Source organism: Kineococcus xinjiangensis (assembly GCF_002934625.1).
Lineage (GTDB): Bacteria > Actinomycetota > Actinomycetes > Actinomycetales > Kineococcaceae > Kineococcus_A > Kineococcus_A xinjiangensis.
Genome location: NZ_PTJD01000004.1, coordinates 71,908 through 98,105, shown reverse-complemented (window position 1 = coordinate 98,105; position 26,198 = coordinate 71,908). Strand labels below are relative to the sequence as shown.

Sequence of the window (26,198 nt, the reverse complement as noted above, 5' to 3'; positions counted from 1 at the left end):
GTGGCGGACACTGCCGGTGTGAGCGAGGCCGAGCGCCGCGCCCGCCTCGCGGCCGTCCTCCGGGCGCGGCGTGCGGCGCCGGCGGTGCTGGCGCCGAACCAGGAGCGCCTCTTCGTCCTCCAGGAGCTGGAGCCCGCCTCCACCGCGTACCTGGAGGCGGTGGTGCTGCGGCTGCGCGGGCCGCTGGAGCGCGAGGCGCTGCTCTCCGCGCTGCGCGCCCTGCCGACCCGGCACGAGTGGCTTCGCAGCCGCGTCGAGGTGGGCGCGGAGGGCCCCGTGCAGGTGCTCGACGACGGCCTCGCGGCGCCCGTGGTGTCCACCGAGCTGCCGCCCGCCGACGGCTGCGGGCGCGACGAGCTGGGGGAGGAGGCCCGCGCCTGGGTCCGCTCGCTGGCCGACGCCCCGCTCCCGCTGCGGGAGGGGCCGTTGTGGCGGGCCGGTCTGGCGCGCCTGGACGAGGAGGACCACCTCCTCGTCCTCGTCGTCCACCACATCGCCTGCGACGCCACGTCGCTGTCCGTCCTCGTCGACGAGCTCGGGGAGCGCTACGACGCCGCGGTCAGCGGCGAGACCGTCGAGCCGGCCCGGCCCGCCTCGCCGCGCGACCTGGCCCGGGCGGTGCGGGCCCTGCAGTCCTCGCAGGCGTCGGAGGCCGCGGTCGCCGCGCACGCCGCCGCGCTGGCCGGTGCGGACCTGGGTGCCCGCCTGCAGCCGGCCACGGGTGCCGCGGCGAGCGCGCCCGGCCCGGCGGCCCGGTGCGTGCGCACCGTGCCGGCCGCGGTCGCCCGCCGGGCGGCCCGGGTCGCGGAGGAGCACGGGGTCACGTCCTTCGCCCTCCTCAGCGTCGCCGTGGGCGCCGCGCTGGCCCAGGCCACGGGGTGCGCCACGCCCGTCCTCGGCGTGCCCGTGGACCTGCGCTGGCACCTGCCGCGCAGCGAGGACACCGTCTCCTTCCTGGTGGAGACGGTGGCCTTGCCCCTGCCGGAACTGCTCGACCGCTCCCTCGTCGAGGCCGCCGCCGGTGTCCGCGACGCGGTGACGGGCGCGCTGCGGCAGCCGCCGCCGTTCGAGCACGTCGTGGCGCGGCTGCGGCAGGAGGGCCACCTGCCGGCCGCCGGGGACCCCCTGCACACCTACCTGACGTGGCTCGACGGGGAGGAGGACCTCACCCTGGGCGGGAGCGGGCCCGCCGTCACCCACGTCGACGTCCCCCTGGGGCGGGCGAAGACCGACCTGGCGTGGACGGTCGTCAGCCGCGGCCGCGACCTCGTGCTGCGCCTGGAGCACGACAGCGCCCGGGTGGACGCCGAGGCGGCGGAGCGGCTCGTCACCGCCGCGATCCGGCTGCTGGACGCCGCCACCGAACGGCCGTTGGCTCCGCTGGGCTGCCTGGACCTGCTGCCGGCCGCCGAGCGGGAGCGGGTGGGGCGCTTCGAGGGCGAGGCCGCGCCGGTGCCCGCCGTGGACCTGCTGACCCGCGTGCGGCAGGGCCTGGCCGCATCGGAGGGCCCGGTCCTCGTCGGGGCCGCGGAGGCGCTGACCGGCCGGGAGCTCCTGGACCGCGCGGACGCCCTGGCCGCCCGCCTCGTGGCCGCCGGTGTCGGCCCCGGTGACCGGGTGGCCGTCCCGAGCCGCCGGGTGCCCGCCATGGTCGTGTCCCTGCTGGCGGTGCTGCGGGCCGGGGCGACCTTCCTGCCCGTGGACGCCGCCCACCCGCCGGCCCGGCAGGAGGCGCTGGCACGGGCGGCGGGCGTCGGGGCGGTCGTCGGCGAGCCCGGGTGGGCGGCGGCGCTCGCGGGCGCCCTCGGGGCCGCGGTCGTCCCCGTCGACGACGGCGGCCGCGCCGAGGGTCCGGCGGCGGCCGGGCCGGCGTGGCCGTCGCGGACGCCGGCCGACCTGGCCTACGTGATGTTCACGTCCGGCTCGACGGGCGTGCCGAAGGCGGTGCGCGTGCCGGACGGCGCCGTGGTGGCGCGGATCGAGTCCTACCTGGAGGTCCTGGCCGGTTCCGGGGTGCGCTACCTGCTGCAGTCGTCGCTGACGTTCGACGCGTCGGTGTACCTGTTCTGGGTGCTCGCCACCGGCGGCGTGCTCGTGCTGCCCGCGGACCGGGAGGCGGGGGACCCGGGGGCGCTGGCGCGGCTGGTCGAGCGCCACGGCGCCACCGACGCGTTCTTCGTGCCGGCCCTGTACGAGGCGGTGCTGCAGGCCGCCGCGCCCGCGGCGCTGCGGTCGTTGCGGCGGGTCTGCGTGGGCGGCGACGTGATGCCGCCCGCGGTCGCGGCCCTGCACCACGCCGTGCTGCCGGACGCGGCCCTCCTCAACGTCTACGGCCCCACCGAGGTGGTGGTGACCTGCACCGCGGCGCACATCGGGCCGGAGGAGGCCCGGGACGGCTCGCCGCTGCCGATCGGGCGGCCGCACCCGGGGACGGTGGCGGCCGTGCTGGACCGGTACGGCCGGCGGGTGCCCGTCGGCGTCGCCGGCGAGCTGCACCTGGGCGGCCCCTCGGTCGCCGACGGCTACGACTCCCCCGACGGGGCGCGGGACCCGCGGTTCTCCGTGCGCGAGGACGACGCCGGGCGCCCGCTGCGCTGGTACGCGACGGGGGACGTGGTCCGGTGGCGGGAGGACGGCCAGCTCGCGTACCTCGGCAGGCGCGACCGGCAGGTCAAGCTCCGCGGCCAGCGGGTCGAGCTGGGCGAGGTGGAGGCGGCGCTGCACGGGGTCCCGGGGGTGCGGGAGGCCGCCGTCGAGGTGCTGGGCGAGGGGGCCGAGCGGCGCCTCGTCGCCTTCCTGGCCCCGGAGGTGGCGGGCGTGCGCGAGGCCGTGGCGGCGGTGCTGCCGGTCGCGTGGCTGCCCGACGCGGTGGTGGCGTGGCCGGAGCTGCCGCGCGCGGCCAGCGGCAAGCTGGACCGGGCGGTGCTGCGCGCTTCCGCCGCCGCGCAGCAGCCCGCAGCACGCAGGCCGGCCGCCGGGCGGTGCTCCGCGCTGGAGGAGACCGTGCTGGCGGTGGTGCAGGAGCTGCTGGGCGACGACGACCTCGGGCCCGACGACGACTTCTTCGCCGTCGGGGGCAACTCCCTGCTCGCGGCCCGGCTCGTCGGGCGGCTCAGCACCCACCTGGGGGTGCTCGTCCCGCTGCCGGAGCTCGTCGGCACCTCCACCATCCGCGGCATCACCGCGCTCGTGGAGGCGCAGGGCGGCCAGGACAGCCCCGTCGAGCGCGAGGGCATCCGGCTGGTGCAGGTCCACGCCGGCGGGGCGCTGCCGCCGGCGGTGCTCATCGCCCGCGACGGGGCGACGAGCCTGGTGCTGCAGCACCACCTGAAGGAGCTGGACGGCGAGCGGCCGGTGTGGACGCTCATGCGGCCGATGCCGCCCCTGGGCATGGTCACGTCCGACTTCGCCGCGGAGGGCGAGGCCGTGGCGCGGGTGCTGCTGGAGCGCTTCCCGAGCGGGCCGGTGGACGTGTTCGGCTACTCGGCCTCCGGGGTGGTCGCCGTGGAGGTGGCGCGCGCCCTCGGGGAGCGGCGGGGGGCGACGGTGCTGCTCGACACGGTGGCGCCGCCGTCGACGTCGCAGACGCCGTGGCTGCGGCTGGTGAACGGCGCCCGGACCCTCTCCCGCACCCGCCGCCTCGCCCGTGCGGTGCTCGGCGCCCGCACCCGGCGGGGCGTCGACCCCGCGGCGCGGGCGGTCCACGCGGTGCGCACCCACCAGGACGGGCTCGCGGTCGTGAGGACGCGGATGGCGCCGGTGGACTTCCCCGTCACCGTGCTGACGTCGGAGGACGCGCGGGAGGGGCTCGGCCGCGACGACATCGGCTGGGGGCGCGTGGCGAGCACGGTGCGCGTGGTGCCGGTCCCGGGGGACCACTACAGCCTGCTGCGCCGCCCTCAGGTGGCGCAGACCGCACGCCTCCTCGCCGAGGCGCTGTCGCGGTGAGCCCGGCCGCGGGGGACGGGCGGCTGGAGCCGCTGCCCGCCCCCGTGCCGGGGGTGCGGTTGTGGGTGGCGCGGCTGCGGCCGTGCGCGGGGGACGCCGAGGGGGCGCGCCTGGACGCTGCGGAGCTGGCGCGGGTGGCCGGGATGCGTCCCGTCGAGGCGGGGCGGCTGCTGGCGCGGCGGGTGCTGCTGCGCGCCGCGGTGGCCTCGGTGGCGGACTGCGCCCCCGCCGGGGTCGAGCTGCCCGCCGGTGCGGGTCCGCGCCGCGCGCGGGGCCCGGCCGGTGGGACCTGGTGGGTGTCCTCCTCCTCCAGCGGCGACGTCGGCCTGCTGGCCGTGGCCGCGGGCCCGGTGGGGGTGGACGTGGAGCGGCGTCCGGGGCCGCCGGACGCGCTGGTCGTGAGCGCCGAGCTGCTGGCGCCGGCGGAGCACGCCTGGATCGCCGCCGGTGGTGCGCGGGCGCCGGAGAGGTTCCTCGACACGTGGGTGCGCAAGGAGGCGGTCCTCAAGTGCACCGGTGAGGGTCTGCAGCGGGACCTGCGCAGCTTCGTCGTGGACGCGGCGGTGCCGTCCGCGCCGGTCGGGGGCGCCGGGCTCGCGGCGCTGGGGCTGCGCACCGACGCGGTGGCGGTCGAGGGCCACGCCGCGGCGCTGGCCGTGGCGGGGGCGCCGCCGCCGCGGGGCCCGGACGGGACCCGCCCCTAGGATCGGGGCATGACCCACGTCCTCTCCGCGGTGGCCTGGCCCTACGCCAACGGTCCCCGGCACATCGGCCACGTCGCCGGCTTCGGCGTCCCCTCCGACGTGTTCAGCCGGTACATGCGGATGGCGGGTCACGACGTCCTCATGGTCTCCGGCACCGACGAGCACGGCACGCCCATCCTCGTGCAGGCCGACCAGGAGGGCCTGACGCCGCAGCAGCTGGTGGACCGCTACAACCGGATCATCGTCGAGGACCTGCACGGCCTCGGCCTGTCCTACGACCTCTTCACCCGCACGACGACGCGCAACCACTACGCGGTCGTGCAGGAGATGTTCCGCACCGTCCACCGCAACGGCTACATGATCGCGCAGAAGGGCATGGGGGCGATCTCGCCCTCGACGGGGCGCACGCTGCCCGACCGGTACGTGGAGGGCACCTGCCCGATCTGCGCCTTCGACGGCGCCCGCGGCGACCAGTGCGACAACTGCGGCAACCAGCTCGACGCGATCGAGCTGAAGAACCCCCGCAGCCGCATCAACGGCGAGGTGCCGAAGTTCGTCGAGACCGAGCACTTCTACCTCGACCTGCCGGCGCTGGCCGAGGCGCTGGGCTCGTGGCTGCAGGGCCGGTCCGAGTCGGGGACGTGGCGCCCGAACGTGCTGAAGTTCTCGATGAACCTGCTGGACGACCTCAAGCCGCGCGCGATGACCCGCGACATCGACTGGGGCATCCCGGTGCCGCTGCCCGGCTGGGAGGACAACCCGGCCAAGCGGCTCTACGTGTGGTTCGACGCCGTCATCGGCTACCTGTCGGCGTCGGTGGAGTGGGCGCGGCGCACCGGTGACGACGACGCGTGGCGGAAGTGGTGGACGGACCCCGAGGCGCTGTCCTACTACTTCATGGGGAAGGACAACATCACCTTCCACTCCCAGATCTGGCCGGCGGAGCTGCTCGGCTACCGCGGCCTCGGTGCCGCGGGTGGGGAGGCGGGGGCCTACGGGCAGCTGCAGCTGCCGACCGAGGTGGTCTCCAGCGAGTTCCTCACGATGGAGGGGAAGCAGTTCTCCTCCAGCCGCGGCGTGGTCATCTACGTCCGCGACGTGCTGGCCCGCTACCAGCCGGATGCGCTGCGGTACTTCATCTCCGCGGCCGGCCCGGAGACCTCCGACGCCGACTTCACGTGGTCGGAGTTCGCGCGCCGCACCAACGACGAGCTCGTCGCCGGGTGGGGGAACCTCGTCAACCGCACCGCCTCCCTCATCGCGAAGAACGTCGGGTCCATCCCGGCCGCGGGGGAGCTGACCGACGCCGACCGCGACCTGCTCGCCACCACCTCGGCCGGTTTCGGCTCGGTGGGCGCGCTCATCGGCTCGCACCGGCAGAAGCAGGGCCTCGCCGAGGCGATGCGGGTCGTGGGGGAGGCGAACCGGTACCTGTCCGACCAGGCGCCGTGGAAGCTGAAGAACTCCGACCCGGACCGGATGCGCACGGTGCTGCACGTCGCGTCGCAGGCCATCAGCGACTGCCGCACCCTGCTGTCGCCGTACCTGCCGCACTCGGCGCAGGCGGTGCACGAGGTGTTCGGCGGCAGCGGCACGGTCTCCCCGATGCCGGAGGTCCGCGAGGTCGACGACCTCGACGGCGGCCCCGGCTACCCGGTGCTGATGGGGGAGTACCACCGCGGTTCCGGGGAGGGCGCGACGCTGCCGGAGTGGGGCCCTCGCCCCGTCGTGCCGGGCACGCCGGTGGCGGCGCCGACGCCGGTGTTCACCAAGCTCGACGCGGAGAAGGTCGTCGAGGAGGAGCTGGGCCGGCTGCGGGGCGAGGGGTGAGCGCGGCTCCCCGCGCACGCTCCACGGAGGCGGAGGACGGCCGGCGGCGCGACCTGCGCCGCCCGCCGGCCCCGGAGCCGCTGCCCCTGCCCGTGGTGGACAACCACACCCACCTCGACATCGTCGACGGCGACGACCTCGTCGACGTCGAGGAGCTGCTGGCCCGGGCGGCGGAGACGGGCGTGCCGCACGCCGTCCAGATCGGCTGCGACCTGCCCGCCGCGCGCTGGACGGTGCAGGCCGTCGAGCGCTATCCGGCGCTGCTGGGCGGGGTCGCCCTGCACCCCAACGAGGCGCCGGTGCTGGCTGCGGCGGGTGAGCTCGACGCGGCGCTGGAGGAGATCGCGGAACTGGCCCGCCACCCCCGCGTCCGGGTCGTCGGGGAGACCGGGCTGGACTACTACCGGACCGGGCCGGAGGGCGTCGCCGCGCAGCAGGAGTCGTTCCGCCGCCACATCCGGCTGGCGAAGGAGCTCGGGCTGGCGCTGCAGATCCACGACCGCGACGCCCACGACGACGTCCTGCGCATCCTCGCCGAGGAGGGCGCCCCGGAGCGGACCGTCTTCCACTGCTTCTCCGGCGACGCGGAGATGGCCCGGGTGTGCGGCGACGCCGGCTACTACCTCTCCTTCGCGGGGAACATCACCTTCAAGAACGCCGAGCCGCTGCGGGAGGCGCTGCGCGCGGCGCCGCAGGACCGGCTGCTGGTGGAGACCGACGCCCCGTTCCTGACCCCGGCACCGCACCGAGGGCGCCCCAACGCCAGCTACCTCGTGCCGGTCACGGTGCGGGCGATGGCGGAGGTCACGGGCGCCGACCTGGAGGAGCTGTGCGCGGCGCTGGGGCGGGCGACGGAGGAGGTCTACGGCACCTGGTGACGGGCGCCCCGGCGTCCCCCGCCGCGACGTGGCGCGCCCCGCTGCGGGGCGACCCCGTTCGACCGGCGCCGCGGCCACGGGCTACGGTCCGCGGAGATGGCCGGGGTCGGGACCGCCCCGGGCGATGCGCCGCCCACCGCAGCGCCGGCTCGTGCACCGACGTGCGGCCGGCCGGGGCTGGCGCACGCCCGGGCCCGTGCCCGGACGGAACGACGTCTGGAACACCGTGCAGAAGCCCAGCTCCCGTCGCGCCCTGCGCGCCGCCGTCGGCGGCGCCGCCCTCGCCCTCGTCCTCGGCGGCACGGCCGCCTTCACGGCCCTCGACAAGGACGTCCGCCTCGACGTCGACGGCTCCCCCCGCCAGGTCAGCACCTTCGCCGGCACCGTGGGGGAGGTCCTGGCGGCGGAGGGCGTGCGCGTCGGTGAGCACGACGTGGTGGCCCCCGCCCTGGACGCGGAGCTGGAGGACGGGCAGGACGTCGTCGTCCGCTACGGCCGGAAGCTGGAGCTGACGCTCGACGGGCAGCCCCGCACCTACTGGACCACCGCCCGCACCGTGGAGGCCGCGCTGGAGGACCTGGGCGTGCGCGCCGAGGGGGCCAGGGTGTCCGCGTCCCGCTCGCAGCCGCTCGGCCGCGAGGGCCTGGCCGTGCAGGTGGAGACGCCCAAGGACGTCGTGGTGGTGGCCGACGGCGCCGAGCGCCCCCTCACGACGACCGCGGCCGACGTCGCCGCGCTGCTCGCCGAGGCCGGTGCCGCGCCCCGCCCGCAGGACGTCGTCACGGTGCCCGTCACCGACCGCGTCATCCCGGGGCTGCGGGTCCAGGTCGTGCGGGTGGAGCGCACCACGGCCACGGAGGTCCACCCGGTCCCGCACGGCAGCCGCACGGAGCCCACGGGGGAGCTGCACGTGGGGGAGCGCCGTGTCGTGCAGGAGGGCCGCGACGGTTCGAAGACGCTGACGTTCGCGGACGAGTTCCACGACGGGGTGCGGGTGCGGCACGACCTGACCGGCGAGGTCGTCGACGCCGCCCCCGTGGAGGAGGTCGTGCAGACCGGCACGAAGCCGAAGCCGGTCCCGTCCGTGGGCGGCGCCGACGGGCGCAACTGGGCGGCGCTGGCGGCCTGCGAGTCCGGCGGGAACCCGCGGATCGTGAGCTCCAACGGCCTGTACCACGGCCTCTACCAGTTCAGCGTGTCCACGTGGCGCGCCGTCGGCGGCAGCGGCCTGCCCAGCCAGGCGTCGCCGGCGGAGCAGACGTACCGGGCCAAGCTGCTCTACGCCCGCGCCGGTGCCGGACAATGGCCCGTGTGCGGCAAGAGGCTCTGATCCCCGGCGACAGCGGCGACGACGGCGACGGCACGCCCCCCGCGGGGTCGCTGCTCGGTCCCGCGGACGTGCGGGCCCTGGCCACGCGGCTGGGGGTGCGCCCGACGAAGACGCTGGGACAGAACTTCGTCGTCGACGCCAACACGGTGCGGCGCATCGTGCGCGCCGCCGGTCTGGAACCCGGCGACGTGGTGGTGGAGGTCGGCCCGGGGCTGGGGTCGCTCACCCTGGCGCTGCTGGACGTCGTGGACCGGGTCGTGGCCGTGGAGATCGACCCGGTGCTGGCCGAGGAGCTGCCCGTGACGCTGGCGGCGCGCGCCCGGCCGGGCGCGGAGTTCGAGGTGGTGCTCTCCGACGCGCTGAAGGTGACGGAGCTGCCCGGCCCGGCGCCGACGGCGCTGGTGGCGAACCTGCCCTACAACGTCGCTGTGCCGGTGCTGCTGACGATGCTGGAGCGGTTCCCGACGCTGCGCCGGACCCTGGTGATGGTGCAGGCGGAGGTCGCCGACCGCCTCGTCGCGCCGCCGGGCAGCCGGACGTACGGGGTCCCGTCGGTGAAGGCCGCCTGGTACGCCGAGGCCCGCCGGGCGGGGGCGGTCCCCCCGCCGGTGTTCTGGCCGGTGCCGCGGGTGGACTCCGGCCTGGTGGCGCTGACGCGGCGGGAGCCCCCGGTGACGACGGCGAGCCGCGAGGAGGTGTTCGCGGTGGTCGACGCCGCGTTCGCGCAGCGCCGCAAGACGTTGCGGGCGGCGCTGGCCGGCTGGGCGGGTTCCCCGGTGGCTGCGGAGGAGGTGCTGCGCCGGGCTGGGGTGGACCCCACGGCGCGCGGGGAGACGCTGGGCGTCGCGGACTTCGCGCGGATCGCGGGGGCGCGCACGGCCTGAACGACGGCCCTCGCGCGGTGCGTTCGAGCTCAACAGGGCGAGGTCCGTCACGCTCCGAGGTTCCTGGCCAGCACTCGGTGTCACCGTCGCTGCCGTGTGGCGAGGTGCGGTCCGGTCCGGCGGCGCGCACTCGGCAGCCCCGGCTCCGGTGGTTCTGGCGGCGGTAGCGGCGGCCCGGACCTACCGGCAGGGCATTCCGGACGGCCGGCAGGAGAGCCACCACTGGAACGGACGACTGTGGACGGTGACCTCTTCGGGACCCGCGCGGACGGCACCGGGGTCGTGGCCGGGTTCGACGACCGGCAGCGGTTGGTCCAGCTGCGGGGGAGCTGCCGGAACGGGACGGAGGAGATCACGGCGGTGTGATCGGTGACGGCCCGCGTCGAGGTGGCGCCGGGTATGGTCCACCCCGCCGTCCCACCCGTGGAGCCACTCATGAGCGATCCCACCCTGACCGCCGCCGAGCTGGCCGCCGTCGACCTCGGCTCGCTCACCCCGCCGGAGGCGGAGGCCCTGCAGCGCCGCATCGCCGCGAGCGTCGAGGTCGCGCCCCTGCCGCTGGGCGGACTGCGCACGGTCGCCGGTCTCGACGTGGCGTACTCCCGCACCTCCGACACGGTGACCGCCGCCGTGGTCGTCCTCGACGCCACCACGCAGCAGGTCCTCGCGCAGGCCACCGCGACCGGCACGGCGACCTTCCCCTACGTGCCGGGCCTGCTGGCGTTCCGGGAGGTGCCGGTCCTGCTGCGCGCCTGGGAGCGCCTCGAGGTGGCCGAGCCGCCGGACGTGCTGGTCTGCGACGGTGCCGGCCGGGCCCACCCCCGCCGCGCCGGCCTCGCCTGCCACCTCGGCCTGCTCCTCGGCCTGCCCTCCGTCGGTGTCTCGAAGACCCCCTCCGTCGGCGGCCACGAGCCCCCCGGGCCCGCCCGCGGGGACTGGGCGCCCGTCGTCGACGGCGGGGAGGTCGTCGGCCGCGCCCTGCGCACCCGGGACGGCACGAAGGAGGTGTGGATGTCCGTCGGGCACCGCGCCGACCTGGACAGCGCCACCGCCCTCGTCCTCGCCACCGCGACCCGCTACCGCCTGCCCGAACCGGTGCGCGCCGCCGACCACCTCGGCCGCCGGGTCCTGCGCGCAGGCGTCTGAGGGCGTCCCCGAGGGTCGGGCGCCGCCCCGGTGGCGGCTAGGCTCGACGTTCGTGTCCCGCGCCGACGTCCACGCCCGGGGTCGGTCCCGGCCCGTGACCGCCCGCGCCCCCGCCAAGGTCAACCTGCTGCTGCAGAGCGGGCCGAGGCGCGCCGACGGCTACCACGAGCTGCTCACGGTCTTCCAAGCGCTGTCCCTGGCCGACGACGTGACCGCCGCGCCCGCACCCGAGTGGGGGGTCAGCGTCGAGGCCGCCCCGCGTGCGGCCGCGCCGGGGGAGCACTCCACCGGCCCGGCCCTGGTGGACCTCTCGGGGGTTCCGCTGGACGAGACGAACCTCGCGCTGCAGGCGGCCCTGCTGCTGGCGCGGGAGACGGGGGCCGGCTCGCCGGTGCACCTGACCATCCGCAAGGGCGTCCCCGTAGCGGGCGGGATGGCGGGCGGCTCCGCGGACGCCGCCGCCGCGCTCGTGGCCTGCGACGCCCTGTGGGGCACGGGTCTCGCCCTCGACGACCTCGCCGAGCTGGGTGCCGAGCTGGGCTCGGACGTGCCGTTCGCCGTGCACGGGCGCACCGCCGTGGGGACCGGCCGCGGGGAGCGGCTCGTGCCCGTCCTCACCAGCGCCACCTGGGCGTGGGTGCTGGTGCCGGCGGGGCACGAGCTGTCCACGCCGAAGGTCTACGCGGAGTTCGACGCCCTCGTGGCGGCCGGGCGCGTGCAGGCCGGTGCCGAGCCGGGTGAGCGGCTGCGCGCCGTGGAGGCCGCGCTGCGCGCCGGTGACCCGCGGGCCCTGGGCGCCGCTCTGGGCAACGACCTCGAGGCCGCGGCCTGTTCGCTGGCCCCCGCGCTCACGGAGACCCTGGCCGCGGGCCGCGCCGCGGGGGCGGTGGGTGCGATCGTGTCCGGGTCGGGGCCCACCGTGGCGCTGCTGACGGAGTCCACGCGGCACGCCCGGACGGTCGCGGAGCGGTTGCGCGCGCAGGGACGGCGCGCGCTGACGGCCGTGGCCCCCGCACCGGGCGCGCACGTGCTGGAGCCGGTGCTGGCCTCCGTGGGGCGGCCGACGGGGGAGTAGGCCGGGTCCGGCGACGACCGTGGCCGCAGTGGCCGCGGTCCTCAGACGCAGCAGTCGAACGCACGAGCAGAGGACGTCAGTGGGCAACCTGGTCAACGCCGAGGCGATCCGTGTGGTGCACGGGTCCCGCCTCCTCCTCGACAGCGTCTCCCTCGGGGTCGCCGAGGGGGACCGCACCGGTGTCGTGGGCCGCAACGGCGACGGCAAGTCCACGTTGCTGCGCATCCTGGCCCGTCGGCAGGAGCCGGACGGCGGCCGGGTGACCCACACGGGCGGGCTGCGCCTGGGGATGCTGGACCAGTCCGACGCCTCGCCGCCCGGTGCGACCGTGCGGCAGGCCGTCGTCGGCGACGCCCCGGACCACGTGTGGGCCTCCAAGGCGGCGGTCCGCGACGTCCTCACCGGTCTCCTCGGGGGGCTGGACGCGCCGGCCGTCGGGGGCCTCGACGCCCCGCTGACGACCCTGTCCGGCGGGCAGCGGCGTCGGGTGGCCCTGGCGGGCCTGCTGGCCGGGGACGACGACCTCGTGGTCCTCGACGAGCCGACGAACCACCTCGACGTCGAGGGGGTGGCGTGGCTGGCGGAGCACGTCCGCGGGCGCTGGCCCGCCGGGCAGGGCGCCCTCGTGGTCGTCACCCACGACCGCTGGTTCCTCGACGCCGTGTGCACCCGGGTCTGGGAGGTCCACGACGGCGTGGTCGACGCCTACGACGGCGGGTACGCGGCCTACGTCCTGACGCGGGCCGAGCGCTCCCGCGTCGCCGCCTTCACCGAGGAGCGGCGGCAGAACCTGCTGCGCAAGGAGCTGGCCTGGCTGCGGCGGGGAGCGCCCGCGCGCACCAGCAAGCCGCGCTTCCGGATCGACGCGGCCAACGCCCTCATCGCCGACGAGCCGCCGCCGCGCGACAGCGTGGAGCTGGCGAAGATGGCCACCACCCGCCTCGGCAAGCAGGTCGTGGACCTCGAGGACGTCAGCGTCGCCGTCGAGGTCGGCGGCGCGCCCAAGGTCCTCTTCGACCGGGTCACCTGGCGGCTGGGCCCGGGGGACCGCACCGGGATCGTCGGCGTCAACGGCGCCGGCAAGACGACCCTGCTGGGGCTGCTCACCGGGGCCGTGGAGCCGGACACCGGCGTGGTGCGCCGCGGCAGCACGGTGGTGGTGGCGAAGCTGTCGCAGGAGGTGCGCGAGCTCGACGAGCTGGCGGACCTGCGGGCCCTGGAGGCGGTGCAGAAGGTCAGCCGGCACGTCCGCATGGGCGACCGCGACGTCCCGGCCGGGCAGATGCTGGAGCGCCTCGGCTTCACGGCGCAGCGGCAGTGGACGCTGGTGGGCGACCTCTCCGGCGGGGAGCGCCGCCGCCTGCAGCTGCTGCGCCTGCTCATGACGGAGCCGAACCTGCTGCTGCTGGACGAGCCGACCAACGACCTCGACACGGACACCCTGGCGGCGGTGGAGGACGTGCTGGACGGGTGGCCGGGCACCCTGGTGGTGGTGAGCCACGACCGGTACCTGCTGGAGCGGGTGACGGACCGGCAGATCGCGCTCCTCGGTGACGGCGCGCTGCGGGACCTGCCGGGCGGGGTGGACCAGTACCTGCAGCTGCGCGCCGAGACCGGCCCCGCCGCGGGACCGGCGGCGGCTCCCGCGGCCGCCGCCGCGTCCGCCGGCGGTGAGGGCGCCAGCCCCGCGCAGGCGCGCGCGGCCCGCAAGGAGATGGCCAGGGTGGAGCGGCAGCTGCAGCGGATCGCCGGGGAGGAGGAGCGCCTGCACGCGGAGATGGTGGCGCTGGCCACCGACCACGCCGCGGTCACGCGGCTGGACGCGCGGCTGCGGGAGCTCGCCGGGGAGCGCGAGGAGCTGGAGCAGGCGTGGCTGGAGGCGGCCGAGATCGCCGAGTGAGGACCACGCACAGTCACTGTTCGGACGCGTTGCGCCATTCGAGGCGGGCGAACGGGTGGTGACCTCCCATTGCCCTGCGCGACGGAGCGATCCGGGTTGCCACGTTCGGGTGAGCACCCCCTACCCTGTGGTGCGCAGCGGTGGCCTTCGGGGGGTCGGCACACCGCTTCTCCCGCCGGCCGCTCACGAGGCGGCCACCGGTGGGTTGTGAACTGCGTCCCAGGGGGGGACTTTGACGATCAGTGAGACGTCCGCGCGAGAAGCGGCGTCCGTACGGCTCGCACCGGCGACTCGGGTCCAGGGACCCGAGATCCGCCGCGTGTCGCAGCCGCGGACGTCCCTCAACGGCGCGGAGAGGCAGTCGGCCTGGCAGCGGGACTACGTCCAGCGCCTCGTCGCCATCGATGCGGCAGCAGCCGCCTTCGCGGCCTTCGCGGGTTTCTTCGCCCGCTTCAGCGACGTGCCCGCCGACACGGGCAGCGTCCCCGGACAGGCCGTCGTCGTGTGCGCCGTGCTGCTCCCGGTGCTGTGGGTCTTCGCGATGTACGTGTTCCGCACGTACGAGCACCGGTTCCTCGGCGTGGGGTCCGAGGAGTTCCAGCGCGTCCTGCGCGCCTCCCTCGCCGTCGTCGCCTTCGTGGCCTCCACGTCGTGGGCCTTCAAGCTCGACATCGCCCGCGGCTACGTGGTGGTGGCGCTGCCCCTGGCCGCGCTGCTGACGCTCATCGGCCGCTACGCCACCCGCAAGAAGCTCCACGAGTCCCGGGTCCGCGGGGAGGCGGTCCAGACGGTCGTGGCCGTCGGGCACCGCCCCGCCGTCGTCGGCATGATCCGGCAGCTGCACCGGGCGTCGTACCACGGCATGCGCATCGTCGGCGCCTGCGTGCCCGGCGGACCCGGCACCCCGGAGGAGGACGCGGAGCTGACCGCGCTGGGCATCCCGGTGCTGGGCGCGATCGAGGACGTCAGCAAGGCCACCAAGGAGGTCGACGCCGACGTCGTCGCCGTCACCGGCTGCCCCGAGCTGGACGGGCCCGCCCTGCGCCGCCTCGGCTGGGACCTGGAGAGCACCCGCGCCGACCTCGTCGTCGCCCCGGCGCTCACCGAGGTCATCGGCCCGCGCGTCGCGATCCGCCCTGTCTGCGGGCTGCCGCTGCTGCACGTGGAGCGCCCCGAGCTGCAGGGCATCCGCCGCCTCGCCAAGTCCACCGTGGACCGCCTCGCGGCGCTGAGCGCGCTGCTGGTGTTCAGCCCCGTCCTGCTCGGCATCGCCGCGCTCGTCCGCCTCGACTCCAAGGGCCCGGTGCTCTTCCGCCAGGAGCGCGTCGGCAAGGACGGCAAGCCCTTCACGATGTACAAGTTCCGCTCCATGGTCGTCGACGCCGAGAAGCGCCTCATCGACCTGCGGGAGACGGACGAGGGCAACGGCGTGCTCTTCAAGATGAAGGTCGACCCGCGCATCACCCGGGTCGGTCGCGTCCTGCGCCGCTACTCCCTCGACGAGCTGCCCCAGCTGCTCAACGTCCTCAACGGGACGATGTCGCTCGTCGGGCCGCGGCCGCCGCTGCAGCACGAGGTCGACGCGTACGGCTTCGACATGCGCCGCCGGCTGCTGGTGAAGCCGGGCCTGACCGGTCTGTGGCAGATCAACGGCCGCTCCGACCTCGACTGGGACGAGTCGGTCCGCCTCGACGTGCGCTACGTGGAGAACTGGTCCTTCATGTTCGACTTCATGATCCTGTGGAAGACCGCCGGTGCGGTCCTCCGCGGTCGCGGCGCCTACTGAGTCGCCCTCGCCGAACGCGGCGGAGCCCCCGCACCCACCGGGTGCGGGGGCTCCGCCGCGTCGTGCCCCCGTCAGGTGCCGGGCGGTGCCTCGAAGGGGGCGGCGACCCGCCGCAGCAGGGCGGCCAGGGCCCGGCGCTCCGCGGCGGGCAGGACGGCGAGCATCCGGTGCTCGGCGCGCACCAGGTCGGCCAGGGCCGCGTCCACCACGGCGGCGCCGGCGTCCGTGAGCCGCACCAGCACGCTGCGCCCGTCGTCGGGGGCGGGGCGCCGCTGGACCAGCCCCCGGCGCGCCAGCCGGTCCACGCGGTTGGTCATCGTCCCGCTCGTCACCAGCGTCTGCACGACCAGCTGGCCGGGGGACAGCTCGTGCGGCTCCCCGGCGCGGCGCAGGGCGGCCAGCACGTCGAACTCCCACGTCTCGAGCTCGTGCGCGGCGAAGGCGGAGCGCCGCAGCCGGTCGAGGTGGTGCGCCAGCCGGGCGACCCGCGACAGCACCTCCAGGGGCTCCACGTCCAGCTCGGGCGCCACGCGGCGCCAGGCGGCCACGATGCGGTCGACCTCGTCCGTGCCCGCCTCGGGCCCGCCCGGCCGGACGGCGCCGGCCTCGGGGCTGCCGCCGGTGGGGTCCATGGCCGCGAGCCTAGTCGCGGGGTGCGCCCCGGCGTTCCCGGACGGCGGAGCCCGACAGCGAGGGGGAGCGCTCCAGCCCGGACAGCCCGTTCCACGCCAGGTTGACGATGTGCGCGGCGACCTCCTCCTTGGAGGGGCGGGAGCCGTCCGGCTGGTCGTCGAGCTGGTCGTCCAGCCACCACTGCCCGGTCATGGCCACCATGCCCACGAGCATCTGCGCGTGGATGGGAGCCATCTGCGGAGGGAACCCGCGGGCGGCGAAGGTGTCGACCAGCAGGTGCTCCACCTGGCTGGCGATGTCGCTGATGAGGCTGGCGAAGCTGCCGGTGGACTGGGCGACGGGGGAGTCGCGCACGAGGATGCGGAAGCCGTCGCTGGAGCCCTCGACGTAGTCCAGCAGCGCCAGCGTCGCCCGCTCCAGCAGCACCCGGGGGCTCCCGCGGCCGTTGAGCGCGCCGGTGATGGCGGCGAGCAGGGTCTGCATCTCGCGGTCCACGACGACGGCGTAGAGCCCCTCCTTGCCGCCGAAGTGCTCGTAGACCACGGGCTTGGAGACGCCGGCGCTCGCCGCGATCTCCTCCACGCTGGTGCCCTCGACGCCGCGCAGGGCGAAGAGGCTGCGGCCGACGCCGACGAGCTGTTCCCGGCGCTGGCTGCCGGTCATCCGGGCCCTGGGGCGCGCACCGCTCACGGCGCCATCCTGCCCGGGGTGCTCACGGGCCCATCATCCCCCGCCGGGCCGGGCGGTCCCCGCCGGGTGGGCGCCCGCCCGCGCCGGCGGGGAGCCGGGCGGGCGGCGGGCCTGGCAGGATGGCGCACGACCCGCCGCGGACGGCCGGCCGCCCGTGCGTGCGGTCCGTGCGCGCGGTCCCGGGTGGTGTAACGGCAGCACGGCGGGTTTTGGTCCCGTCCAGTAGGGGTTCGAATCCTCTCCCGGGAGCGGCGGCGCCGACCGGGCGCCGCGGACAACAGGGCGCTCGGGGGCGGTTATCCTCGCAGCGACGCCCGACCACTGCGAGGAGCGCCGCTCGCGTGAGCAGCCCGGACACCCACTCCCCCCCGACAGCCGACTCCCGACCCGCCGCCGTGATCGTGCTGGCAGCGGGGGAGGGCACGCGGATGCGCTCCGCTCTGCCGAAGGTCCTGCACCCCCTCGGCGGCCGTGCCCTCGTGGACCACGCCCTGGGCGCGGCCGAGGGCACCACCCCGGAGCACCTCGTGCTCGTCGTCCGCCACGAGGCGCAGCGCGTCGCGGCGCACGCGCTCGCGGGCCGCCCGCACGTGCGCATCGCGCACCAGGACGACGTCCCCGGCACCGGACGGGCGGTGCACTGCGCACTGGGAGAGCTCCCGGCCGAGCTGACCGGCACGGTGCTGGTCACCTACGGCGACGTCCCGCTGCTGCCGGCGGAGACGCTGCGGGAGCTGCTGGCCGCCCACGAGGACGGCGGCAACGCGATGACCGTGCTCACGGCGCTGCTGGACGACCCGACGGGCTACGGGCGGGTGCTGCGCGCGGGCGACGGCTCGGTCACGGCCATCGTGGAGCAGAAGGACGCCACCGCCGAGCAGCGCGAGGTCCGCGAGGTCAACTCCGGCGTCTACGCCTTCGACGCGGCCGTGCTGCGCGAGGCCCTGCCCCGCGTGGGCCGCGAGAACGCCGCGGGCGAGGTGTACCTGACGGACGTCCTCGCCCTGGTCCGCGAGGCGGGTGGCCGGGTGGCGGCGCTGCCGGTCGACGACGTCGTGCAGATCCAGGGGGTCAACGACCGCGCCCAGCTCGCGCAGCTCGCCGCGGAGGCCAACCGCCGCACGCTGCGGCGGTGGATGCTCGCCGGGGTGACGGTCGTCGACCCCGCGAGCACGTGGGTGGACGCTGACGTGGTGCTGGAGCAGGACGTCACCCTCCTGCCGGGCGTGCAGCTGCACGGCTCCACGCGGGTGGCCACCGGTGCGGTGGTGGGCCCGGACACCACGCTGACCGACGTGGAGGTCGGGGCGGGCGCGACGGTGGTGCGCACGCACGGCAGCGGCAGCACGATCGGCGCGGGCGCCGCCGTCGGCCCGTTCGCCTACCTCCGCCCGGGCACCCGCCTGGGCGCGGGCGCGAAGATCGGCGCCTTCGTCGAGGCGAAGAACGCAGAGCTCGGGGCCGGCGCGAAGGTGCCGCACCTGACGTACGTGGGGGACGCCACGGTCGGGGAGGGCAGCAACATCGGCGCCGGCTCGATCTTCGCCAACTACGACGGGCTGACCAAGGCGCACACCACGATCGGCAGCCACTGCCGGACCGGCGCGGGGGGCAGGTTCGTGGCACCCGTGACCGTGGGCGACGGCGCGTACACCGCCGCGGGGACGGTCGTGCGCAAGGACGTCCCCCCGGGCGCACTGGCGCTCAGCGTGGCCCCGCAGCGCAACCTGGAGGGCTGGACGCCGGCCAAGAGGCCGGGCAGCCCGTCCGCCGAGGCGGCCGCCAGGGCGCTCGGCCTCCCCGGGGCCGAGGACCCGGCGCAGCACGACGAGAGCACGACAGCCACCACGAGCGGCGAGGGAGCCCCCGCATGACCGGCATCACGACGACGGGCGAGAAGCGCATGGTCCTCATCACGGGGCGTGCGCACCCGGAGCTGGCGAAGGACGTCTCCCGGGAGCTCGGTGCCGAGCTGGTGCCGACGAGCTCCTACCAGTTCGCCAACTCGGAGCTCTACGTCCGCTTCGAGGAGAGCGTCCGCGGCTGCGACGCCTTCGTGATCCAGAGCCACACGGCTCCGGTGAACGAGTGGATCATGGAGCAGCTCATCATGGTCGACGCCCTGAAGCGGGCCTCGGCCAAGCGCATCACCGTGGTGGCGCCGTTCTACGGCTACGCCCGCCAGGACAAGAAGGGCCGCGGCCGTGAGCCGATCTCGGCGCGGCTGGTGGCGGACCTCTTCAAGACCGCCGGTGCGCACCGGCTGATGTCCGTGGACCTGCACACCGCGCAGATCCAGGGCTTCTTCGACGGGCCGGTCGACCACCTGTGGGCGCTGCCGCTGCTCGCCGACTACGTCGGCAAGCGCGTGGACCGCTCGAACATCACGATCGTGTCCCCGGATGCGGGCCGGGTGCGGGTCGCCGACCTCTGGTCGGACCGGCTCGGCGCGCCGCTCGCGATCATCCACAAGCGCCGGGACCCGAACGTGCCCAACCAGGTGCGGGTGCACGAGGTGGTCGGCGACGTCCGCGGCCGGACCTGCGTCCTCGTCGACGACCTCATCGACACCGCCGGCACGATCGTGCAGGCGGCCGAGGCGCTGAAGGCGAACGGTGCCGCCGACGTGATCGCGACCGCGACGCACGCGGTGCTGTCCGGCCCGGCGGTCGACCGGCTGAAGAACTCGCCGATCTCCGAGCTCGTCGTGACCAACACGCTGCCCATCAACGAGGCGCAGACGTTCCCGCAGCTCACCGTGCTGTCCATCGCGCCGCTGCTGGCGCGGGCCATCCGCGAGGTCTTCGACGACGGTTCCGTCACCAGCCTCTTCGACGGCCAGAGCTGAGGAGGGGCGGCCGGGTGCGCTCCGCGCCCGGCCGCCCCTCGAACAGGGCCTAGACTGGTCGGGACACCTCGGCGAGGGAGGCCCACGGCCTCCGTGATCGACGCGGTCCTCCGGTGCGCGTGCGCGCCGGCTGGTTCCCTCGCCGTGCCGACCCACCACAGCGAGGAGAGCCCCCGTGGCCGCCATCCGCATCAGCGCCGAAGCCCGTTCCGAGTTCGGCAAGGGCGCCGCCCGCCGCCTCCGCCGCGACGGCAAGATCCCCGCGGTCCTCTACGGCCACGGCGGCGAGCCCGTCCACCTGACCCTGCCGGGGCACGCCACCATGCTGGCGCTGAAGGCGTCCAACGCCCTCCTCGACCTCGACGTGGACGGCCAGCGCCACCTCGCCCTGGCCAAGGAGGTCCAGCGCGACGTCGTGCGGCGCTTCATCGAGCACATCGACCTGCTGACGGTCACCAGCGGCGAGCAGGTCGTCGTCGACGTCCCGCTGCACATCACGGGCGAGCCGGCCCCGGGCGTCATCGTCCAGCAGGAGCTCACCACCGTGTCCGTCGAGGCCGAGGCCACGCACCTGCCGGCCGCCCTGGAGGTGTCCGTCGAGGGCGCGCGCGCCGGCACGCACATCACCGCCGCCGACGTGACGCTCCCCGAGGGCACGACCCTCGCCGGGGACCCGACCCAGATCGTCGTCCTCGTCAGCGGTGCGCCCACGGCCGAGCAGGTCGAGGCGGAGCTCGCCGCCGCCGAGGAGGAGGTCGGCATCGTGCACGACGCCCCCGCCACCGAGGAGACCGCCGCCGAGGAGGCCACCGCGGACGCCGAGGCCGCCCCGGCCGACGACCAGGCCTGAGCCGCACCGGAGATCCTGTGAGCGACACCGTGGCGAACTCCGGCCCGGACCCCGACGCCACGTGGCTGGTCGTCGGCCTGGGCAACCCGGGGCCGCAGTACGCCGGCAACCGGCACAACGTCGGGCAGATGGTGCTCGACGAGCTCGCCGGCCGTGCCGGGGTGTCGTTCAAGAAGCACCGCACGGGTGCCCGGGTGGCCGAGTGCCGCCTGGGCACCCTGCCCGGTGGGCGTCCGGGGCCGCGCGCGGTGCTGGCGGCCCCGACCACCTACATGAACGTCTCCGGGGGCCAGGTCGGCGGTCTCGCCCGCTACTACGGGGTGGAGCCGGGCAACCTCGTCGTCGTGCACGACGAGCTGGACATCCCCTTCGCCGCGGTCCGGCTGAAGCGCGGCGGCGGGGAGGGTGGTCACAACGGCCTGCGCTCCATCAGCGCGTCGTTGGGCACCAAGGACTACGTCCGCGTCCGGGTCGGCGTCGGGCGCCCGCCGGGCCGGCAGGACCCCGCCGACTTCGTGCTCAAGGACTTCTCCTCCACCGAGCGCAAGGAGCTGGCGCTGCTGCTCGTCGACGCCGCCGACGCGGCGGAGGCGGTGCTCGCCGAGGGGCTGCTCGCGGCGCAGCAGAGGTTCCACGCCCCGACGTGAGCGGCTGCGCACCGTGCGTAGCGTCACGGGCCGGTGGCCCGCGCCCGCCGGCCGGGGCGCGCAGAACTCCATGAAGTTGTCACAAAGCGTTTGGCGCCTTGAACTTTCGGTCAACTCTCACGCAACGGTAGGGTTGACCGGAACGAGGGGGGACGAACGCCATGGAACTATCGCCTGCACCGTCGCTGCGCCAGCTGATCCGCGAGGACTTCGTCACGCACAACCGCCGGCCGCTGAGCCCGGGCTTCCACGCGCTGGCCGTGCACCGGCTCGGGCGGGCCGCCGCGGGGGACCGGTCCCTGCGCGGCCGCCTGCGGTGGAACCTGTTCCGCGTGGCCCGGGTCCTCGTCGTCAACCTCTACGGCATCGAACTGCCCCCCGACGTGCAGGTCGGGCGCCGCGTCCACCTGCCGCACGCGCAGGGGGTCGTCGCGGTGCCGGGATCGGTGATCGGGAACGACTGCATGCTGCGGCACAACGTCACCCTCGGTGTGGCCGCCGGCAACGGCGAGGGGCGCCCGAACATCGGCGACCGCGTCCAGTTCGGGCCGGGAGCCATGGTGCTCGGCGGGGTGAGTGTGGGTGACGACGCCCTCGTCGGCCCGGGCGCACTCGTCATCGAGGACGTGCCTGCGGGTTTCCGTGCCCTGGCGCCCGTGGCCGAGGTGCGCCCGCCGAAGACCCAGTGGGGGCGGCGTCTGACCCGCGTCGACCTCCGCGAGGCGCGCTCGCAGGTCCGGGCGAGCGAGGGCTGACGCTCACCCGGCGAACCCGCGCTGGGCCGGGTGGAGGATCCCGGCCGGGCGCGCGAGTCCCGCCTTGTATGCTCGGCCCGTGGAGGGGACCGTGCACGTTCCTGTCGTGGGCACTGTCCGCGAGTTGTACCGGTCGCCGGAGCACGAAGCGGCGGCCGGTGACTTCGACATCACCGTGACCGTGTGCTTCGCGAGCAACCGCGACACGCTCGGGGAGACCGTCACCTCGCTGCAGCACCAGCGCGGGGCGCCGCGCTTCGAGCTGCTCCTGGTCTCCAACGCCACGCACGACGACTCCGTCGAGATCGCCCGGGAGGCCTCCCGCGGGTTGCCGACGAGGATCGTCGAGTGCGAGAGCGCCGGGTACGACTCCAACGCCCGCAACGTGTGCATGGTCGAGTCCGCCGCGGCGAAGACCGTCTTCCTCGACGCCGACGACACGGTGAACCCCGGCTACGTCGCCGCGATGTCCGCGGCCCTCGACTCCTCGGCGATGGTCACCGCCATCTGGGACAGCCGCAGCATCAACGCCGACCGCTTCCCGCAACTGCGCGGGAAGCCGGCCGACGACGCCTCCCGGTGGCCGTTTCGGCACCAGGGGTGGACGTTCGCCCCGGCGGGCACGCTGGGCTTCCGCCGCGAGGTTCCCGAGACCATCGGGGGTTTCGACCCGGAGCTGCTGTTCGGGGCGAACAACGAGTGGTGCTTCCGCGCCTACGCCGCCGGGTTCGAGATCGCCGCCGCGCCCGACGCGATCGTGCACTACCGCCTGCGGCCGTCGGCGCGCCAGGCCATGCGGCAGCGCTACCGCTGGGGCGTCTCCGAGGTCGCTGCGGCGCAGCGGGCGGAGCAGTACGGCATGCCCCGGCGGACCAGGCTGCGCGCCATGGGGGTCGGCACCTACGGCCGCCTGCTGGCGCGACTGGTGCGGGTGCGCGACGGCTACGACGTCTACGAGTTCCTCAGCGCCGCGGGGCAGGCGGCGGGTCACGTGACCGGCTCGCTGCGCTACCGGCGCCTCGACCTCTGAGCCGGGCGGCCCGCTCTCCATGGATCCTCAGGTCCTGCCCCGGCGCAGCCGGCTGCTCCTCGTCGCGTCCACCGGTGGGCACCTCGCGGAACTGATGCTGATCAGCAAGCTGATCGAGGCTCGTCCCGACTCGCACTGGGTGACGTTCGACCACGACCAGAGCCGCTCGCTGCTCGGCGACCGAACGGTCACCCACGTCCCCTACGTCGCCCCGCGGAGCCTGGGGGGTGTGCTGCGGGCGCTGCCGACGTTCGTGCGCCTGCTGCGCCGCGAGCGCTTCGACGCGGTCGTGAGCACCGGCGCCGCGGTGGCGGTTCCGGCCCTCCTCGTCGCACGCCTCTTCCGCTGCGAGGCGCACTACGTCGAGAGCGTCTCCCGCTTCTCGGGCCCCTCGCTGACCGGCAGGATCCTGCAACGCGTGCCCTCCGTGCGGCTCTACACCCAGCACGAGCAGTGGGTCGGCCGGCGGTGGCGCTTCGACGTCTCGATCGCCGACTCCTTCAGGGCGGGGGAGCGCCGGGAACTCCCGCCGGGCCCGCCGCGGATCTTCGTCACCGTCGGAACGATCCGGCCCTACCGCTTCGACGCCCTGGTCGACCGGGTGAAGGCCGTGCTCCCCGCGGATGCGGAGGTGACCTGGCAGCTCGGCTCGACGCGGCGCACGGACCTGCCCGGCACCGTGCTGGAGCACGTCTCCAGCGAGGAGTTCGACCGGCTGGCGCGGGAGGCGACGACGGTGGTCACCCACGCCGGCGTCGGTTCGGTCATCCGGCTGCTCGAACTCGGGGCCCGCCCCGTCGTCGTCCCCCGGCGCGCCTCGCGCGGTGAGCACGTCGACGACCACCAGCTCGAGACGCTGGAGGCGTTGCGGCGCCTGGACGGCGTCGTGTGCCGGGAGGCCGGTGAACTCAGCAGCGAGGACCTGGTTCCGCCCGGTCCCCGGGACTGAGGGACGCTTCCCTGCTCGTCGGGCCGTGGTCTGGAGCGCCTCCGGACCCGGCTACCCTGCCGGTCGTAGTTGAGCGGACGACCACAGGAGACGGTACATGGCGCGCAAGGACGTCGGGATCGAATCGCTCAGAGGGATCGCCATCGTGCTGATGGTGGCCGGCCACGTCATCGGCTCGGACTCCGCCTACGGGCTGCGGGTCCCGGAGGACTCCCTCTGGCGGTTCTCCTACCGCGCGCTGGAGGACCTGCGGATGCCCCTGTTCTCCGCGATCTCCGGCTACGTGTACGCGCACCGGCCCCTGTTCGCGCCGGCCGGGATCCGGCCGCTGGTGCGCGGCAAGGCGCGACGGCTGCTCGTCCCGTTCGTCGTCGTCGCCACGGCGTTCTTCCTCGTGCAGCACGTCGTCCCCGGGACCAACACCCGGACGGACCTGGGTGACATCTGGCAGGCCTACGTCTACGGCTACCAGCACCTCTGGTTCGTGCAGGCGGTGTTCCTCATCTTCGTGGCCGTCGGGATCCTGGACGCGTACGGCGTCCTGAGGTCGGTGCGGGGCTGGGCGGCGGCCCTCGCTGTCGCCGTCGTCGTGCACGTCCTCGTCGACGTGCCTGCCGCCGTCAACGTCTTCAGCGTCGGCGGCGCGCTGCGGCTCCTGCCCTTCTTCCTCCTGGGTTACGGCCTGCACCGCCACGGCGACCGGCTGCTCACCCCGCGTCTCGTCCTCGGCGCCGTCGTCCTGTTCCTGCCGCTGTACGCCCTGCGCCTCACCACCATCGTCAGCGGCGAGCCGGAGTCGGAGTCCGCGCTGCGGGCCCTCAGCCTCGCCGTCGGCGTGCTCGGCATCGTGCTGCTGCTCGCCGTCCGCCACCGGCTGCGCTCCAGGGCGCTCATGTGGCTGGGCGGCTTCTCCTACGGCATCTACCTGCTGCACGTCTTCGGCACCGCCGGCGCGCGGATCACCGCTCAGCGACTGCTCGGGCTGGAGGACACCGCGGTGCTGTTCGTGCTGAGCCTGGCCGCGGGGCTGGCGGCCCCGGTGGTCTTCGAGCTGGTGTTCGGGCGCTTCGCTCTGGTCAGCCTGGCGGTCCTGGGGCAACGGCCGCGGCGTTCGAGCGGACCTCGCCTCCCGCAGCAGCAGCGGGGACGCCCGACCCCGGGTGCGGTCGAGCCCGCCGCGCCGACGGGCCCGGCGCCGCACTGAGCGTGGGCCCGCACCGGGTCGACGGGGACCCGGTGCGGTGCCGTGCTCAGGAGCGCGCGCGCGCCCTCAGGCGACCGCTCGCCGACGCCTTCGCACGCCGGGCAAGCCGCTTGGACCACGTCTGCTGGCGCAGGGCCTCCCGCGCGCTGGTCCAGTCGACGAGGCTGTCGTTGACGTCGTAGTCGCCCAGCTGCTCCGGGGGCAGGTCGCCCGCCTCCACGCGAGCCACCAGGGCGGGCAGCTCGGCGTAGAAGAGCTCCGAGCGCATCGGCGGGTGCAGGCTCCACATGCCGGGGTCGCTGCCGAGGAAGTCGATGCGCGAGAGCCCGAGCTGGTTCATCCGCCGGCTCATGCTCTTCTCGGGCAGCTCGAAGGGGGGGTTGCCCTCCACCCGCGCCCGCAGGTTGCTGCGCAGCCGGGGTCCCTCCAGGGGCATCCCGCCCAGCCGCCGGCCGAGCGTGGTGCGGTCGAACAGCCACAGGCGGGTGCTGCACCCGTGCAGGCGGTACCCCAGCGAGCCGATCTCCGCCCGCCGGGGCGGCCCGCCCATCGCCGTGTGCTGGGCGCGGATGCGCTCGGGGAACTCGCCGTCGGGAGTGGGGGGCCCCGGCAGGGGAGCGGTGCACAGGATGTCGGGGTTCGTGCGCAGCACGTCGAGCGCCTCGCCCACCCAGGTCTGACTGCCCCCGCCGAAGAGCATGTCGGAGTCGGTGTGCAGCACCATGTCGTGCTTCGCGGCGTGCCAGCCGAAGAAGTACGAGTAGAACGGGCCGCCGTCGTGGTTCTTCAGCGGCACAGGCCGCCCGTCGAAGAAGCGCTCGCTGACCTCCGCCTGCATGGCGGGGGAGTAGTCCACCTCCCGGACGTGCGCGTTCGGGTACCGGCTGCACAGGTCGGCGAGCAGGTCCTGCAGGACGGTGAGGCCCTGCTGGGCGGCGGCGCCGTACCTGCCCTGGCGCTGCTGCAGGTTGAGCGTGAACTGGACGTCGTCCACCTGCCCCGCCCACTGCCGCAGCTGGTGGGGCAGCACGTGGACGGCGTGGCGCCAGTCCGTGGGCGAAACCGTGATCTCGAACGTGACGGGATGCACGCGGGCCTCCAAATCGACGAC

21 protein-coding genes and 1 tRNA gene are annotated in these 26,198 nt (G+C 75.4%); 19 read left to right on the top strand and 3 right to left on the bottom strand.

Annotated features, from left to right (window positions below):
- Positions 1 to 18 precede the first annotated feature (18 nt).
- The 10 genes from CLV92_RS06995 (at position 19) to CLV92_RS06950 (ending at position 15,481) form a co-directional block, all read left to right on the top strand.
- Entirely contained in the window at positions 19 to 3,948 is a 3,930-nt protein-coding gene (locus CLV92_RS06995) for a non-ribosomal peptide synthetase (protein ID WP_158257159.1), read from the top strand.
- Entirely contained in the window at positions 3,945 to 4,652 is a 708-nt protein-coding gene (locus CLV92_RS06990) for a 4'-phosphopantetheinyl transferase family protein (RefSeq protein WP_104432101.1), read from the top strand. The genes CLV92_RS06995 and CLV92_RS06990 overlap by 4 nt, the downstream gene beginning before the upstream one ends.
- A 9-nt stretch (positions 4,653 to 4,661) precedes the next feature.
- On the top strand, positions 4,662 to 6,482 hold the full coding sequence (metG, locus tag CLV92_RS06985; RefSeq protein ID WP_104432100.1) for a methionine--tRNA ligase: 1,821 nt from the start codon (positions 4,662 to 4,664) through the stop codon (positions 6,480 to 6,482).
- The gene (locus CLV92_RS06980; protein WP_104432099.1) at positions 6,479 to 7,360 is read left to right on the top strand and encodes a TatD family hydrolase; all 882 of its coding nucleotides are present in this window, start codon (positions 6,479 to 6,481) and stop codon (positions 7,358 to 7,360) included. Before metG ends, CLV92_RS06980 begins: the two co-directional genes overlap by 4 nt.
- Before the next feature lie 196 nt (positions 7,361 to 7,556).
- A complete protein-coding gene (locus tag CLV92_RS06975) occupies positions 7,557 to 8,690 on the top strand; it encodes a resuscitation-promoting factor (RefSeq protein ID WP_158257158.1) in 1,134 nt (377 codons plus the stop codon).
- The gene (gene rsmA, locus CLV92_RS06970; protein ID WP_104432097.1) at positions 8,663 to 9,574 is read left to right on the top strand and encodes a 16S rRNA (adenine(1518)-N(6)/adenine(1519)-N(6))-dimethyltransferase RsmA; all 912 of its coding nucleotides are present in this window, start codon (positions 8,663 to 8,665) and stop codon (positions 9,572 to 9,574) included. The genes CLV92_RS06975 and rsmA overlap by 28 nt, the downstream gene beginning before the upstream one ends.
- 435 nt (positions 9,575 to 10,009) lie before the next feature.
- Entirely contained in the window at positions 10,010 to 10,720 is a 711-nt protein-coding gene (locus tag CLV92_RS06965; protein ID WP_104432096.1) for an endonuclease V, read from the top strand.
- A gap of 52 nt (positions 10,721 to 10,772) precedes the next feature.
- Positions 10,773 to 11,795, top strand: a complete 1,023-nt coding sequence (locus tag CLV92_RS06960; RefSeq protein ID WP_104432095.1) for a 4-(cytidine 5'-diphospho)-2-C-methyl-D-erythritol kinase — start codon at positions 10,773 to 10,775, stop codon at positions 11,793 to 11,795.
- A gap of 79 nt (positions 11,796 to 11,874) precedes the next feature.
- Entirely contained in the window at positions 11,875 to 13,695 is a 1,821-nt protein-coding gene (locus CLV92_RS06955; protein WP_104432094.1) for an ABC-F family ATP-binding cassette domain-containing protein, read from the top strand.
- A gap of 319 nt (positions 13,696 to 14,014) precedes the next feature.
- Positions 14,015 to 15,481, top strand: coding sequence for a sugar transferase (locus CLV92_RS06950; protein WP_245886521.1), 1,467 nt, complete (start codon positions 14,015 to 14,017; stop codon positions 15,479 to 15,481).
- A 71-nt stretch (positions 15,482 to 15,552) separates the two neighbouring features.
- Here CLV92_RS06950 and CLV92_RS06945 read toward each other — a convergent pair whose 3' ends face one another.
- Both CLV92_RS06945 and CLV92_RS06940 read right to left on the bottom strand, forming a co-directional pair.
- The gene (locus CLV92_RS06945; protein WP_104432093.1) at positions 15,553 to 16,113 is read right to left on the bottom strand and encodes a MarR family winged helix-turn-helix transcriptional regulator; all 561 of its coding nucleotides are present in this window, start codon (positions 16,111 to 16,113) and stop codon (positions 15,553 to 15,555) included.
- 10 nt (positions 16,114 to 16,123) lie between these two features.
- The gene (locus CLV92_RS06940; protein WP_104432092.1) at positions 16,124 to 16,777 is read right to left on the bottom strand and encodes a TetR family transcriptional regulator; all 654 of its coding nucleotides are present in this window, start codon (positions 16,775 to 16,777) and stop codon (positions 16,124 to 16,126) included.
- Positions 16,778 to 16,981: 204 nt separating this feature from the next.
- On the opposite strand from CLV92_RS06940, the gene CLV92_RS06935 reads away from it, so the two are divergent.
- From CLV92_RS06935 to CLV92_RS06895, 9 genes are all read left to right on the top strand, one after another.
- Positions 16,982 to 17,053 (top strand) — tRNA-Gln (locus CLV92_RS06935).
- A gap of 92 nt (positions 17,054 to 17,145) precedes the next feature.
- A complete protein-coding gene (gene glmU / locus CLV92_RS06930; protein WP_211290939.1) occupies positions 17,146 to 18,678 on the top strand; it encodes a bifunctional UDP-N-acetylglucosamine diphosphorylase/glucosamine-1-phosphate N-acetyltransferase GlmU in 1,533 nt (510 codons plus the stop codon).
- Entirely contained in the window at positions 18,675 to 19,652 is a 978-nt protein-coding gene (locus CLV92_RS06925; RefSeq protein WP_104432091.1) for a ribose-phosphate diphosphokinase, read from the top strand. The genes glmU and CLV92_RS06925 overlap by 4 nt, the downstream gene beginning before the upstream one ends.
- A 175-nt stretch (positions 19,653 to 19,827) precedes the next feature.
- Entirely contained in the window at positions 19,828 to 20,502 is a 675-nt protein-coding gene (locus CLV92_RS06920; RefSeq protein ID WP_104432090.1) for a 50S ribosomal protein L25/general stress protein Ctc, read from the top strand.
- Between the two features lie 17 nt (positions 20,503 to 20,519).
- Positions 20,520 to 21,149, top strand: a complete 630-nt coding sequence (pth, locus tag CLV92_RS06915) for an aminoacyl-tRNA hydrolase (RefSeq protein ID WP_245886518.1) — start codon at positions 20,520 to 20,522, stop codon at positions 21,147 to 21,149.
- A 161-nt stretch (positions 21,150 to 21,310) separates the two neighbouring features.
- On the top strand, positions 21,311 to 21,904 hold the full coding sequence (locus CLV92_RS06910) for a serine O-acetyltransferase (RefSeq protein WP_104432089.1): 594 nt from the start codon (positions 21,311 to 21,313) through the stop codon (positions 21,902 to 21,904).
- Positions 21,905 to 22,010: 106 nt separating this feature from the next.
- Positions 22,011 to 22,934, top strand: coding sequence for a glycosyltransferase family 2 protein (locus CLV92_RS06905; protein ID WP_158257157.1), 924 nt, complete (start codon positions 22,011 to 22,013; stop codon positions 22,932 to 22,934).
- A 19-nt stretch (positions 22,935 to 22,953) separates the two neighbouring features.
- Complete coding sequence (locus CLV92_RS06900) at positions 22,954 to 23,883, top strand: glycosyltransferase (protein WP_104432087.1); 930 nt, start codon at positions 22,954 to 22,956, stop codon at positions 23,881 to 23,883.
- A 97-nt stretch (positions 23,884 to 23,980) separates the two neighbouring features.
- On the top strand, positions 23,981 to 25,087 hold the full coding sequence (locus tag CLV92_RS06895) for an acyltransferase family protein (protein ID WP_104432086.1): 1,107 nt from the start codon (positions 23,981 to 23,983) through the stop codon (positions 25,085 to 25,087).
- Between the two features lie 46 nt (positions 25,088 to 25,133).
- Here the strand turns inward: CLV92_RS06895 and CLV92_RS06890 are convergent, their stop codons facing one another.
- Positions 25,134 to 26,177 carry a hypothetical protein gene (locus CLV92_RS06890; protein WP_211290938.1) on the bottom strand — a complete coding sequence of 348 codons (1,044 nt, stop codon included), beginning with the start codon at positions 26,175 to 26,177 and terminating at the stop codon, positions 25,134 to 25,136.
- Positions 26,178 to 26,198 lie beyond the last annotated feature (21 nt).

What these genes read in the sequence shown, in the direction of transcription:
- metG (WP_104432100.1), top strand. Translation starts at nt 4,662, where the DNA reads ATGACCCACGTCCTCTCCGCGGTGGCCTGGCCCTACGCCAACGGTCCC.
- rsmA (WP_104432097.1), top strand. Translation starts at nt 8,663, where the DNA reads ATGGCCCGTGTGCGGCAAGAGGCTCTGATCCCCGGCGACAGCGGCGAC.
- CLV92_RS06965 (WP_104432096.1), top strand. Translation starts at nt 10,010, where the DNA reads ATGAGCGATCCCACCCTGACCGCCGCCGAGCTGGCCGCCGTCGACCTC.
- CLV92_RS06945 (WP_104432093.1), bottom strand. Translation starts at nt 16,113, where the DNA reads ATGGACCCCACCGGCGGCAGCCCCGAGGCCGGCGCCGTCCGGCCGGGC.
- CLV92_RS06940 (WP_104432092.1), bottom strand. Translation starts at nt 16,777, where the DNA reads ATGACCGGCAGCCAGCGCCGGGAACAGCTCGTCGGCGTCGGCCGCAGC.
- CLV92_RS06925 (WP_104432091.1), top strand. Translation starts at nt 18,675, where the DNA reads ATGACCGGCATCACGACGACGGGCGAGAAGCGCATGGTCCTCATCACG.
- CLV92_RS06910 (WP_104432089.1), top strand. Translation starts at nt 21,311, where the DNA reads ATGGAACTATCGCCTGCACCGTCGCTGCGCCAGCTGATCCGCGAGGAC.
- CLV92_RS06900 (WP_104432087.1), top strand. Translation starts at nt 22,954, where the DNA reads ATGGATCCTCAGGTCCTGCCCCGGCGCAGCCGGCTGCTCCTCGTCGCG.
- CLV92_RS06895 (WP_104432086.1), top strand. Translation starts at nt 23,981, where the DNA reads ATGGCGCGCAAGGACGTCGGGATCGAATCGCTCAGAGGGATCGCCATC.